11 protein-coding genes are annotated in these 12500 nt (G+C 37.6%); 5 read left to right on the top strand and 6 right to left on the bottom strand.

The window, feature by feature from the left end; genetic code table 11:
* Positions 1–21: 21 nt before the first annotated feature.
* Both CSE16_RS13505 and CSE16_RS13500 read left to right on the top strand, forming a co-directional pair.
* Positions 22–840, top strand: coding sequence for an alpha/beta hydrolase family protein (locus CSE16_RS13505; RefSeq protein WP_099424386.1), 819 nt, complete (start codon positions 22–24; stop codon positions 838–840).
* Between the two features lie 559 nt (positions 841–1399).
* Entirely contained in the window at positions 1400–2260 is an 861-nt protein-coding gene (locus CSE16_RS13500; protein WP_099424385.1) for a CPBP family intramembrane glutamic endopeptidase, read from the top strand.
* Positions 2261–2280: 20 nt separating this feature from the next.
* Here CSE16_RS13500 and CSE16_RS13495 read toward each other — a convergent pair whose 3' ends face one another.
* From CSE16_RS13495 to CSE16_RS13485, 3 genes are all read right to left on the bottom strand, one after another.
* A complete protein-coding gene (locus CSE16_RS13495) occupies positions 2281–4077 on the bottom strand; it encodes an ABC transporter ATP-binding protein (RefSeq protein WP_099424384.1) in 1797 nt (598 codons plus the stop codon).
* Entirely contained in the window at positions 4074–5792 is a 1719-nt protein-coding gene (locus CSE16_RS13490; protein WP_099424383.1) for an ABC transporter ATP-binding protein, read from the bottom strand. Before CSE16_RS13490 ends, CSE16_RS13495 begins: the two co-directional genes overlap by 4 nt.
* 240 nt (positions 5793–6032) lie before the next feature.
* Positions 6033–7394, bottom strand: coding sequence for a transposase (locus CSE16_RS13485; protein WP_099424382.1), 1362 nt, complete (start codon positions 7392–7394; stop codon positions 6033–6035).
* A 208-nt stretch (positions 7395–7602) separates the two neighbouring features.
* Between CSE16_RS13485 and CSE16_RS13480 the strand changes: the two genes are divergently transcribed.
* Complete coding sequence (locus tag CSE16_RS13480) at positions 7603–8778, top strand: DUF4272 domain-containing protein (RefSeq protein ID WP_057990217.1); 1176 nt, start codon at positions 7603–7605, stop codon at positions 8776–8778.
* 127 nt (positions 8779–8905) lie between these two features.
* On the opposite strand, the gene CSE16_RS21435 is transcribed toward CSE16_RS13480, so the two are convergent.
* The 3 genes from CSE16_RS21435 to CSE16_RS13470 all read right to left on the bottom strand — a co-directional run bounded on the left by CSE16_RS21435 (position 8906) and on the right by CSE16_RS13470 (position 11406).
* Positions 8906–9082, bottom strand: a complete 177-nt coding sequence (locus CSE16_RS21435) for a hypothetical protein (RefSeq protein WP_157764828.1) — start codon at positions 9080–9082, stop codon at positions 8906–8908.
* 491 nt (positions 9083–9573) lie between these two features.
* Entirely contained in the window at positions 9574–10047 is a 474-nt protein-coding gene (locus CSE16_RS13475; RefSeq protein ID WP_099424381.1) for a hypothetical protein, read from the bottom strand.
* A 471-nt stretch (positions 10048–10518) separates the two neighbouring features.
* Complete coding sequence (locus CSE16_RS13470) at positions 10519–11406, bottom strand: DUF1385 domain-containing protein (protein WP_172954437.1); 888 nt, start codon at positions 11404–11406, stop codon at positions 10519–10521.
* A 189-nt stretch (positions 11407–11595) separates the two neighbouring features.
* Between CSE16_RS13470 and CSE16_RS13465 the strand changes: the two genes are divergently transcribed.
* The gene (locus CSE16_RS13465; protein ID WP_099424379.1) at positions 11596–12003 is read left to right on the top strand and encodes a DNA helicase; all 408 of its coding nucleotides are present in this window, start codon (positions 11596–11598) and stop codon (positions 12001–12003) included.
* Positions 12004–12070: 67 nt separating this feature from the next.
* Entirely contained in the window at positions 12071–12499 is a 429-nt protein-coding gene (aroQ, locus tag CSE16_RS13460) for a type II 3-dehydroquinate dehydratase (protein ID WP_099424378.1), read from the top strand.
* Position 12500 lies beyond the last annotated feature (1 nt).

The following is a 12500-nucleotide window of genomic DNA, read 5'->3' as shown; positions in this document are numbered from 1 at the left end:
TTAATAAGAGAGGTAACACTAATGACAAAAATAATAATGGACGATCGCAAAGTGAATAACATACCGATTTTAAGTATTTATCAAAGTGAATTAAAGAATTGCCCACTAATCTTTTATCTTCATGGATACGGGGGAGACCGTGAGCAAGCATTAGATTTTGGATATATGCTTGCCAAAAAAGGGTTTTATTACGTTAGTATCGACTGCAAAGACCATGGTATGAGGAAAACGAACACCGAAACTAACAAATTTTCTAAAGTATTTCCACCAGATACTGGACTTGATTCTTATGTTCATATGCATGAAGTAATAGAACAGTCTGCATTTGATATACAAAGTCTCATTGAATATTTTAAACGTAGAGATGAGATAGATGAGAATAAAATAGGAATATCAGGTTTTTCTATGGGAGGATATGCAACATTTTATATCGCAGCTAATAACCCTAATATAAAAGTTGCGGTTCCAATAGCTGGAAAGCCATCTTTTTCAAAAGCATGGAAAGATAGTATCCTATCAACTGGTACTTATGAACAATGGAGAGAACCGATTCAGAATGCAGAGAAAGAAATAGCAAAAAGAACAGAGTATTTCCAAATGATTGATCCATATGAAAAGTTGAATAATTTTTCTCCAAAACCATTACTAATTATCAATGGTGATCAAGATACAGATTCACTATTTACTTATTCATTAGAACTCTATGAAAAGTTGTTACCATTGTACGCTGAGCAGCAAGGAAATCTTCGACTCAGCATGCCCTTTGTCGATCACCAATTTAATTATTTTATGAAGCTTAAAGCTTGCAATTGGTTTGAAAAGCATCTTGGTATTCATTAATAGGATACTATTTTTGACAAACCTTATTGTGCTAACGGGTACGTTAAAGAAAAAAACTATTTGAAGACAACTATAAAGGCTAGGTTCTACAATAATAGGACCTAGCCATTTACTTAAACCCACCAACATCCCTTTGTATTGCACATACACTCTACGCACTGTGAAGCGATGGCGAGGGTTAGTTTGATTTATTAATTAATAAAAATAGCTGTGTTGGAAAATCCAATTTTTATTGGGAATTTCGGCACAGCTTTTTCTTTTAGATTATAAGAATACGCCGCCTGCCACGGTAGCGGCGCACAAAATGCAAAAGCTACAAAAGTCTAAACTTTCACAGAGGCTGGCCTTGCACAAAGCACAAAGGTGAGTCGTACAAATTTGTGACTTCAAAGCTGTGCAGCTCATGTGCTTAGCCAGCCTAAAATGTACATATTTTATTAGAATCCATAATAGAAAATTTACATCTTCACAAGAATTTCATTTTGTCGAGCGCATATTTTGGTGGGAATCTGGAATATTATTGCCATTTTTTGATACAATGAAGTAGGGGTGAGAAAAATTGGAATTACTTCAGTTGAAACAATTCAAAATTCGATGGTTCATTTTATATGCAATAGGCATATTTATTGGTATTGCAATTCTTTCTACGCTTTTCCCATATTCACCAAGTAAGCAAGAATGGATTACACTTTTCATTTCGATTTGTTTAATGCTCTATGTGCTATATCAATCAAATAAGCATCGGTTTACGTATAGTGAAGCTCGAGTTGGTGAAGTGATGACGGGGGCTCGTTGGACGAAGTATTTATCGCTTACTGCCTGCCTTCAATTAGCTGCTTATGCGAGCGGTATCGCGGTTTTGATGTTTGTTTTTTTACGACTTGAAAATAAAATTCGAGATTTTTTCTACAATTTTTTAAGTTCAGAAGAAATTGCGTATGTGCCACTCATTGTGTATATTTTATTTTTTGTGAATATTTGTATATTAGCGCCAATATGGGAGGAACTATTTTTTAGAGGGATCTTATTAAGACGTTTGACACTCAAATGGAGCCCGCAAAAAAGTATCATCGTTTCATCGCTTCTTTTTGGTTTAATTCATGTTAATCCAATAACGGTTCTTTTTGCCTTTTTCTTTGGCTGTGTGTTAGGGTACGCTTATTTGAAAACGAAATCGATTATCGTTCCAATCGTCGTACATAGTTTTAGCAACATCCTCGGATTTCTTCAATTTTGCTGGGCCAATAAAAGTTCTAGCGAGTTACTCCCTACGACAGAAGGGGCGCAAATGATTCTGCGTATTAGTGGGATTACGTTTGTAGTCGTTTGTCTGATTGCGCTTGTAATCGCACTAAAATATTTTAAAAATTTCCGAAAATTAACGTTTCAATCTAAATACGCCGACGTTCCATTTGAATAAATGGGCATCGGCGTTTTTCCTTATACGTTTAGCATTTGTCCAAATACACCTTGTTGCTCTAATAGTTTTTGGCGCGGACCTTGCTCAATAATTTTGCCTTCGTTTAACACGATGACGAAATCTACTTTTCGAATCGTATTTAAACGGTGGGCGATGATGAAACTTGTGCGGTTTTCCATTAACTTCTCAAGTGCTGCCTGAATATGAAGCTCGGTAATCGTATCAATACTGCTCGTCGCTTCATCTAAAAGCAGAATTTTAGGGTCTGCAACAAATGCGCGTGCAATGGACAAAAGCTGCTTTTGCCCTTGTGAAATTTGACTGCCATCCGAAGATAAAACTGTGTCGTATTGATCAGGTAATTTCTCGATAAACGTATGGGCATTGGCTTTTTTCGCAGCTTCCATGACATCTTCATCTGTTGCATCTAATCGCCCATAGCGAATATTTTCTTTAATGGACATTTCAAATAAAAATGGATCTTGCAACACGAAAGCCATTTGCTCGCGTAATGAAGCTTTCGAAATAGACTCAATTGGCACGTTGTCAAATAAAATGGTGCCACCTGTTTTTTCATAAAGCCCGGTTAATAGCTGCATAATCGTCGTTTTCCCTGCACCTGTTTGACCGATGAGCGCAACGGATTGCCCAGCTTCGATATGAAAGGAAACATTGGATAACGTCGGTGTTTTCGCGCCGGCTTCGTATTGGAAGGAGACGTTGTCAAACTTAACATCCCCACTTAAAGACACATGTTCTCCTGCAATATTGTCTTCTTTTTCATCTAAAATTAAAAAGACACGTTCCGCACCTGCTAATGCAGAAAGCACGGTATTAAATTGGTTCGCTAAATCATTTAAAGGTCGAGTAAATTGGCGGGCATATTCGGTGAAAATCACAATCGTTCCAATCGAAATATGTCCGTAATAAGCGAATAATCCCCCAACGAACGCGACAATGGCGAAGCTTAATCCATTCAATGTATTCATCAGTTTTGGTATGAAGCCTGAATACGTTAGCGACCAAAAACCTACTGCGCGAAGGCGTTTATTTTTTTCTTCAAATTGACGTAGCATTTCTGATTCTTGTGAAAATGCTTTGACGACGTGCTGTCCCGTAATTGATTCCTCAATGAGCCCATTTAACTCACCAATTGCCGCTTGCTGGTGCTTAAATAATAGGCTTGTACGCTTTGTGATCCAGCGCATGCCGTAAAACATAATCGGCACGATGATCAGTGTAATAAGTGTCAGGGCAGGGCTTAAAAAAAGCATGACGCCAATCGTTCCCGTTAACGTTAAAATACTCGAAAAGACTTGGATGAAAGCGCTATTTAATGTCGAGCTAATCGTTTCCATATCATTCGTTGCACGACTCATTAATTCCCCGTGCTTGCGTTTGTCGAAAAAACGTAACGGTAGTTTAAAAAAGTGCGTATACAAGCTTGTTCGAATGCGAAAAACGGTTTGTTGGGCGACACCTACCATCAAATAGTTTTGGAAATAGCTCGCAGCCCCGTATAAAAAGTAAACGAACACGAGCCCGTAAAGCCAATAATCGAGCGTACTAAAGACGCCTTCTGCAACGAAACGATCGAGCAGTCGGCCAATAATAAATGGTCCGACGAGCGCCAGTACAGAACTAATCATCACGAGAAATAGCACAAGGAAGAGGCGACTTTTTTGCTCAGCAATAAAGTCGAAAATGCGCTTTAACGTGTACGTCCAGTTTTCTGCACGTGCGCCTTTTTTCTTTTTGCCACTTGCTGATTTTAGTTGTTCTTTCGTAATGAGTGGTTCATAGTTAAAAATTTTCATTCGGCGAGCACCTCCTGTTGGGACGCGACAATTTGCTTGTACAAGCTGTTCGTAGCAAGCAATTCATCATGTGACCCGAAAGCATTAATTTGTCCTTCGTGAAGTAATAAAATGCGATCTGCTGTTTGTGCAGTTTGAATTTTTTGCGTAACTACGAGCATCGTCATTTGCTCCGTATCCAGTGCTTCCCAAAGTCGTTTTTCCGTGGCGACATCTAGCGCGGAGGTACTATCATCTAAAATGAGTAATGGTGCTTCTTTTAACAGTGCCCGAGAAATGGCAAAACGCTGCTTTTGCCCACCTGATAAATTCACACCTCTTTGTCCAATGACCGTTTCGTAGCCGAGCTCAAAACGTTCGATAGCTTCATGAATTTGTGCTTTTTTCGTCGCTTCTTTGAGCTGTTTTTCCGTTGCGTCGCGTTGTCCCCAACGTAAATTTTCTAAAATTGTTCCTGAAAAGAGTAGGGATTGCTGCGGTACATAGGCAATGGAACTGCGTAATTGCTGCAATGGAATGTCCTTTATGTTGTGCTCATTAATATAAATTTCACCCTCAGTAGTTTCATAAAATTTTTCAATTAGCTGCAAAATAGTTGATTTTCCCGACCCTGTTGCCCCCATAATGGCCACTTTTTCACCGGCTGCAACGGAGAATTTTAAGTCTTGCAATGTGTTCTCTGTAGCAGAAGGATAGGCAAAAGATACATGCTCGAAACGAATCGCAACTTGCGGTAACATTGGCAGTGTATTTTCCGTTACTTCCTCCGTACCTTCCTCCAAGTTTAAAATCGACTCAATGCGCTCAGCAGATGCTTTTGCACGTGCGTAAGCGATGATGATGAATGAGAAAATTGAAAACGCAGCAGTCATGCGGAATGCATAGTTAACAACAGCTACTAAATCCCCAACAAGAATGCTGTTCGTATCAATGAGCTGTGCACCAACCCAAATGACAATAAGTAGGCTGACATTCAAGACGAATTGTAAAATCGGGAGGGCGATTTCCATTAAGCGGGTTGCCTTCATCGTATCGAACTTTAAATTTTCAGCGACCGCTTGAAAACGGCTTTCCTCATACTGTCCTCGCATATACGCCTTAATTAAACGTACAGCCTGTAAGCCTTCCTGTAATTGTTTATTCACCGCATCTAAGCGAGACTGAACGCGTGCAAAAAGTTTGATGCCTCGTGAAATCATCCAAACGAGAAAAATAACTAAAAACGGCGTACTGACACAAAGAATAAGCGCCATCTGTGCGTTGACGTAAAAGGCCAATACAAGCGATCCAATTGCCATTAACGGAGCTCTCATTGCAATGCGCAATAGCATGAATACGATCGATGTAACCTGATTCGAATCGCTCGTTAAGCGTGTAATCAAACCGGACGTTGGAAACGTTAAATACGTCGCCATCGTGAAGGATTGAATTTTTGAATAAAGTGCTTTCCGTAAATCATAGGCAAAGCTTTGTGCGACGTGAGAGGAGAAGAAGGAATTGGACACCCCACTTATAAACGATAGTATCGTCAGGACGAACAACCAGCCACCCCAAAAGACCACATTATGTAAGTTATTTTGAAGCAATCCTTCATTAATCAGTATGGCCATGAATAATGGCTGGACGAGTTCAAAAGCGAGCTCTAACAACATAAAAATAAGTGCAAAAACGGCTGAAATTTTATATCGCTTTACAAATTGGAAAACTATTTTCATGCGACACCCCCTAGCTTGTCTTTTCATTTAATGTATATTATGCCATTTCAAAGAGGTGAACTCAACGATTATATTTCGGGAGGCTAAATATTATAATTGAAAAGTAATTTTCTGTAGATGTAAATTTCTGATTCCAATTATTCTTATTTATGTTAAATAATTGTTAAGTGAATCAATTTCATAAATCATCTTTTTTTAGAGCTTAGACTTCTCCTGTGTAAAACTTACGTTTTAAAAAAATTATGCAGCTTCCTGTTGCTCTTGTAATTGTGCATTAATGCGATCGATTGCTAATTTGCAGGCATTATAAACAAACGTCACCAGGTTGAAATGTAACTTTGCTTTTCTACCTGTTCTGTGACGGACATTTTTTAATTGAAAGAATTGCTTTAAATAGGCATTTACTCTTTCAACGGCAGTGCGTTCTTTATAGAGATTTTTCCAGTATTCTGAACCTCTTGCTGGATACGTGTACTTGCGAATATCCGTTTCGCACTTGATTTTGTATACCTTTTGACAGAGCGTATCTTTTCTTAATGGACATGTTTCACATTCCTTTGGACGTGTGAATTTGAGTGTACGATATTTTTCGTCAAAGCTATCGTAACAGTAGCTATGTTCACGCACACATGTTGGTCGGAAATGCTGGTCAAAACCGATCACTTCGCCTTCTCGACGGACATTATAAGGAATGATGACACGCATGGTTTGATCAAGTGCTTGGCGATAAATAGGTTCGTAATCATAACCTGCATCAAAAATCGCGGTTGTAAAATGGTTCGGTACTAATTGCGCTACCTTTTTGAGTAACGGAATCGCCGCTTTACTATCACTTAAGTTGCCTGAAGACATCAGGCGAGCTACGATATATTGGCTTTTTGTGGACACAACTAGATGACCCTTAAATCCATACCAGAACGTGTTTTTACCCTCACTATTTTTCTTGATGCCCCAGTTTGGCTTTATGGGAATGTCTTGCCAAAGCGTATTGAGTGGGATGGTTAATTGCGCCTCTAGCTTCTTTTCATAAGTCTTTTGTTTCGCTTCGATTTCTACTTGTTCGGCGAGCCAGGCAGCGTGTTCTTCTTTTGATTTACGTCCAAGCTTTTTGGGTGGCATGACTTCCTTTTTTTCAGAAGGCTTAGAGGCATCACGAGATTCAAAATGTGTTGCGTCAAAACCTAGGTGCTCATCATCAAGAAAACCTTCAGTAAAGGCTGTTTGAATGAGTTCATCCTGCATGTAATCCATCACATATGATTCACTAATCACGCGAATCATACGTGAATAAGATGCCTCAGATGGAACGGCATCTGAGAATAGAAAACCGCAATTCAAATGGAATAAAGGATCATTGACTAAACGTTTAATTAAATCCTTTATTGTAGGAATACGTTCTACAATGCGAATAATGAGGGATTGAATCATGGCACCGTAGTTACATTCACGTGGAGCCCCACGCAACGACTTTTTCGAAAAGAGTTGAAAGATTGGTTGTACGTCGAAAGTGGCGAAAATCGCATCAAATCGGAGCGAACTTTCCATTTCGTATAATTCTTGGATGCCAAAAAGGCTAATTTGTTTTACAACATCATGAGGCATTCGCTCCGTTCGTATAAGGTTGTTTAGTCGCTACCATTATACCGAACTTGGGGAGGTGCCTCATTTTTATTTGTTTGAAACCCTTGATACCGAAGGGATGAGAATTATGAAATTAACTCGTATAGAAATGGTATAATATTACTCGATTTACTAAATTTTTTTACGTAATCTTAAATTAAAACAATGGACTACAAGAGGAGAGATGGGTTTGAAGTATTTCACAATATTTGCTTCTAAAAACGATATTGAAGATATTGAATATGGGATTTTAGATGTTTTTGCAAAAGGTTTTCGAATTAAGAGTAATGAAAATGAATATTATATCCAGTCCAAAAGGCTTTTTAACAAAGATAAGATGACGATAAGGGTCAGTTCGGAAGATACAGAACCAGATTATTTCGAGAAAAATATACCTGGGATGATGGGGTTCTATGATGAAATTCCTTTTGAAGATGAGCAACTTAAAGGGCTAGTTTTAACACAAATATCTGTGTTAAATACGATGATTGCCATCGAATTGGAGAAGGATATGAATGAAGAACTGCAGCAGTTATTTACGAACCTGCTCGCACAAATAGGCGGGATTGGCTTTTTGCCAAACGGTACTTTGCTCGATCAAGAAGGGCTTGTTATAGTTTACCCTGATGGGAAATCGGGACCTGCTCATTTCAGACCTCAAAGTTGTACAAGAAAAATAATGGGACCTGAAGTTACATCAGAAGAAGGGGAACAAAGAAAAAACAAAACCATTGTGTATTTAAATGAACATGAGATTCCATTTATTAAATCACTCCCACAGCTCCTACCATTAGCGCAATATCCGTTTAGAACACAGGAAGATATCGCAAAAAGAGCTGTCGCATTGTTAATTGTTATTCAATACGCTTGCGATGTCGTGCATGAGGGAGATATACATAAATCGAAAGACTTCTTCATGACGATGCTGCAGAAATATGGTGTGGAAGATTTCCTAACTGATAATGAACGGAACTTTTTACAAGCTAAAGAACCAAATGAGCAAGAAGCGGGCGATATTACCTGGCAATATGAAGCATACTGGGTACTTATTTGGGCGTTGGGGATTGTTGATACACTCGATTTTCCTGAAGATATTTGCAATTGCCAATATGCAATTCAAGTTGTTTCAAGCTGTGAGTCGTTCGAGCAATTTTATGGTACAACGGCAATGCGGAACAAGGAAGAGATTGTGGATGAAGCGGACAAAATCTATAGATTGCACTGGGCTTGTGTAAATAGTCGAATACAAGGACAAGAAGCTCCAGCAAATATAGATGAAAGAATTGTCACGGAAAGACGCAGGGGATTGTTCTGGATGTTAGGACATCGGGATGAAGAATGGGATTATATTTCAATGGATACGTGATTGAAGATAGGAAAGAGGGCACTTGATGAACTGCACCGGGTGCAAAAACAATTACCTACAATTCAAGACCGGTATTTAATTTAAGTTAGTAATCAAATAGTGGTAAGCGTCAAATGCAGTATACCTTCTACCAAATGGCACCGTAGTTACATTCACGTGGAGCCCCACGCAACGACTTTTTCGAAAAGAGTTGAAAGATTGGTTGTACGTCGAAAGTGGCGAAAATCGCATCAAATCGGTGCGAACTTTCCATTTCGTATAATTCTTGGATGCCAAAAAGGCTAATTTGTTTTACAATAGTCATGAGGCATTCGCTCCGTTCGTATAAGGTTGTTTAGTCGCTACCATTATACCGAACTTGGGGAGGTGCCTCATTTTTATTTGTTTGAAACCCTTGATACCGAAGGGATGAGAATTATGAAATTAACTCAAGTAAAAATAAAGTTATTTAAATTTTTACAATTACTAAATAAGAACCTATGAATGTAACAATAAAGTCGTTTAAAACGGTTTGGAGACATTTATAAATATTGAAACATGATAAAATTGTAAAATACTATATATCAATTAGGAAATTGAACTCGCCATTCATCCATAGCACGCACAAAATGCTTCGAGCGTATATTAACCGCTTCACGCCCACAACACACTTCATAAAAACAGCCTAATCCTTTGATACACAAATCAAATGATTAGGCTGTTTTTATGAATCTAACATATTTTAACTTAAGTTCATTTAATTAGAGTTAAAGCAATATCTCGACACAACATCTTACTTTTTTGGAAAAGTTAAAATCAAATGCAAGGTATATCTAACTTCATAAGGTCTTTTTGGTTGAAAGTTAAACCAGGAAGAGTGAAAGTCCCTGCATCTATTGCAAAAGTATTGGCAATAACATTCGGACTTCCAGGATGGAAGATCCTAACTTCATAATGGAATGCAGCAACGTTTTGACTGAAGGTAGCATGTCGATTCGGTAAAAGAGTTACGACTTGATTTAACAGAACTACTGGAGTACCACTATTCCAGTTAATAACTTGTATCCTTACTTGAAAGGTTTCAACTGGATCAAGGTTAGCTACTTCAATATGAGCTGCTGTTTGATTAACAACAGTATTTAATACACCTGTTGTTAATACCATAGGCTTTAATTCATGTTTGTGTTTACAATCTTCTTTACATTTGTGATCTTCTTTACATTTGTAATCTTCTCTGCATTTGTAATCTTCATTATATTCATAATCTTTATTATTTCTATAAGCACGCATATTCTCACCTCCTTATATATTATATTGATATTATATTAACAATCTTGGAAAGTGTTACAAGTTTCCCTGTTTTTAAATTATAATTTTCTTCATTTTGTATTAATAATCTTCTTCACATTACAATAGTACAAATAGCAACTGACGTTATTAAACAAAATGATTTTGATTCTGAAATTTTTCAATATAATTTAACAAGTTACTATAAATTTTAATAATAGTGATACTACTTAACTAAGATTTTAGGAAGTATAATTGAACTCAAGAAATTTAAACAGACACAAGAGATGACTAGAACTCGGAGTGATGAAGTGGGAAAAAATAGTTTTCTTTTTCATAACGACTTCTTCATTTTGTTGGAAAAGTAAAGAAGAAGTACGAATATTGGTTAAGCGACATGGAATTTCTATTAACTAGAATCGATAAAAAAGCTATGCAAACGAAAATTTGCATAGCTTTTATTAATTCATTCAATTAATCATGTGCTAATGTAGCGGCAACTTCTGGATTTTTTTCGATTTCGTGCAGCTTTTTAAATGAAGCAATCGCCACTTCAACCATATCATCTTTGGGCTCTTTTGTTGTTAATAATTGCAGCCATAAGCCAGGATAGCCTAAATAACGTAGCACGGGAACATTACGTACCGCATTCGTTGCTTGTAATACTTCAAAAGAAATACCAAGGACAACTGGAATTAATAAAATACGGCTAACTAAACGCACCCATAAAGGATCGACTGGCACTAGGAAATATGTAAACATGCCAACAAAAACGGTAAATAAAATAAAACTAGAGCCACAGCGGTAATGTAAACGAGACTGTTTTTGAACGTTTTCTACTGTTAATTCCATCCCTGCTTCGTGACAATTAATGACTTTATGCTCGGCACCGTGATACTGGAATACACGTTTAATTAAAGGCGTCATCGCAATAATTTGTAAATAGCCGAGTAATAAAATGAGTTTAAAGCCGGATTCAATTAAGATTTGGACTGTTTTACCTGGGAACCATGGCTTAAAAAATTCTGCCATAAACATTGGCACTAAGGTAAAAACAAATTTACTAAATAAAAATGTCAAAACTCCAATGAATGCAACGCCTAAAAACAGCATTAACTTAGAAGGTTCTTCGCTTTCTTCTAAATGTTCCTCGCCTGGGTCGATATCATAGCGATCCGATGCAAATTGGAGGTGACGTGAACCGAAGCTAGCGGATTCGATTAAGGCAACGACACCACGGACAAAAGGAATTTTTTTCAGCTTTTGAAAAATCGGTTTTTTCTCTTTTTTAATATGGAAATAATCAATGGAGTTGTCATTACGACGAACCGCTGTCACCATATGATCTTGCCCAGCGAACATGACACCTTCAAGAAGTGCTTGTCCACCGTATACCGGCGCATTATTACTCACTTGCAGTACACCACTCTCTGTAAATAGATTCTAAATATTGATTTTATTATTGTACTAGATTTTATGAAAAAGCACTACGTAAAGGTATAGGAAATTTTTCGTTTGGTGAAACTTAAACAAAAAAGAGGTGCTTATGATATGTCGATTATTTATACATCACTCGCTGTGACCATTTATTTTGTAGGTAGTTTAAAGCTGCTTCATTTGTTTAACATGATTAAGTGGAGCCCCGTTAGCTTTATGAAAAAATGGGAGGCCATTCAACCAAATGCGTTTGAAAGGTGGCTCATTTTTTTTGTTGGTGTGTTTGCTCTTGTCTGTTTAGTTTATTTTTTAGCACGATCAATTCTCGGGAAATCACCGTTTGCCTTTTCGCTTATTGCGGGGATGCTATTCGCGATTTTATTGGAGTTCCGAATTTTACATTTGCCGATGGAACTTGATTCAATTAAAAAATTATCGATTCCTTTTATCGTCATCGTAATCATCGGGCTGCGCGTCCTTACAGAAACCGCCCAATATTATCGCTATCAACTGTCGAAGTAATCGAAAGTGTTGATGTCTGAAAAGTCTGTGATAAAATAGGGGGAGTAACGAAAAAGGAGAATTCATTATGAAGTTGGTAATATTGAATGGTCCAAACTTAAACCGATTAGGCAAGCGTGAACCAGAAATTTATGGCTCAGAAACATTAGCAGATGTGAAAGTAAAATGTGAAGCATTGGCAGCAAATTTTGATGCAACAATTGATTTTCACCAATCAAATCATGAAGGTGTGTTAATAGATTGGCTTCACGAGGCAGCTGATCGAGGTTGTGATGGCATTATTTTTAACCCAGGAGCATTTACACATACATCTATTGCGCTGCGAGATGCAATTGCCGCAATAGATGTACCTGTAATTGAAGTACATATTTCCAATATTCATGCACGCGAAGCATTTCGTCATGAATCTAAATTAGCGGCAGAATGCATAGGCCAAATTTGTGGTCTTGGCACATTTGGTTATGAACTAGCAATGCGCAAATTTTTACAAAGATAAA

This window comes from Solibacillus sp. R5-41 (assembly GCF_002736105.1).
GTDB lineage: Bacteria > Bacillota > Bacilli > Bacillales_A > Planococcaceae > Solibacillus.
Note: the sequence above shows the minus strand (reverse complement) of the source record. Positions and strands in the feature narration are given on the sequence as shown.